The organism is Flavobacterium sp. CF108 (assembly GCF_900129795.1).
Lineage (GTDB): Bacteria > Bacteroidota > Bacteroidia > Flavobacteriales > Flavobacteriaceae > Flavobacterium.
In genome coordinates, this window is the sequence record NZ_FQWW01000018.1 from 1 (window position 1) to 1350 (window position 1350).

Annotated in this window: 1 protein-coding gene; it reads right to left on the reverse strand. The window is 32.5% G+C overall.

Annotation, left to right across the window (positions count from 1 at the left end; all coding sequences use genetic code 11):
* Window positions 1–1304, reverse strand: a 1304-nt coding sequence (locus BUE10_RS23600; RefSeq protein WP_143056029.1) for an IS4 family transposase, incomplete at its 3' end; no start/stop codon positions are given.
* Window positions 1305–1350: the final 46 nt, after the last annotated feature.

Consider the following 1350-nt stretch of genomic DNA (forward strand, 5'->3'; position numbering starts at 1 on the left):
GGTTTTCTTTCAGAAAGATAGCCTTTCCATCCTCCTAATCTAGCAATAGCCCATATATATCGTTTCAAATCTGACGATTTATATGGGTTTTTTAGTTTTTCGGTTTTACCTTCTAATTGTATGATTTGCAGTTCTAAACATTCTATTTCTTGATCTGAAAAACAGCTTGTGGGTTCGATTTCTTCTTCGCTGGCATAAGCTATCTGCATGATGAAGAGCTTTATAATAGTCTCCAGCATCAAAAGACATAGTTTGCGAACTGCTTTACCTTGTGATAATTCGCTGGCTTCTATATTGAAGCCCTCTTTCTTTAAAATTCTAAATACTTCTTCAATAGTCCTCCTGTAGGTGTACCATTCAATACAAAGTAATGCAGTTTGTAAATCTTCAACTTTCTTTGTTGTTAATAATCTCCAAAGTATTGGGTTTTCAATATTTTCTCCTACTTCTTTTGCCTCAATAGCGTAAAGATTAATTTTATCTGGAAGATGTTTTCCTGAGTATTGATGTTTACCTATTGTTATCTCTGTAAAGCGGACTTCTATAGCAGCAGTTCTTTTCTTGATATTTCTTCTTTTATCTCCTTCCAGCTCAATTGTGTAGGTTCCTTGAAGTGACTGAGAACTAAGATGATCAAAAAGTTTTATTTTATTATCCAACATTCGATTAAATCGCGATCTAATCAATAAATGCGTTTTACTGTCAGGAACAAGACAAAATTGTTCAAAAATATCTCCTTCTCTATCCTGAATAATGATTATTTCTTTTGCTTTGCTTAGCCTTTTCTTGGTTTCAAGTGAAGAGTCTATCCATCTATAAGATTCTTTTTCTTCGATGGGTATGCGATTATGAACATGGGGCTTCATTTTAGGAGGCAGTTCATGAGCTCTATTCCATATTTTTACATCTGAAAAACCATAGGGCATCAAAGTATCTGCATCTATAATAAAACTTGGATGAATAAAAAAGCCGAGTCCCCCAACAGAAGCATTGGTTAATCCAATGGATTGATCCTTTTTAATCCTATTCTTATGATTATAAAGGTTTATTTCACTACTATCTTGAATACATAAAACAGATTTATCTTCAACACAGCTTACACAATTAATAGACATGTTATTTATAATATCAGCTTCACTAACATTATCATTTTGCAAAAATCGGTAAATAGCTTTGGCTTCAGAGTCACTTTCTGCTAATTGTCTTATTGAATAAATACTATTAGCAAACAAGCGATTGAGAATAGAATTACCTCTATTCAACAATCGCTTGTCTTTTAAATTTTCAAAATATCTAGTCTGCACTTTTTATCAAATATAATCAAAAACATATTTGTGTCCAGACGGTAGC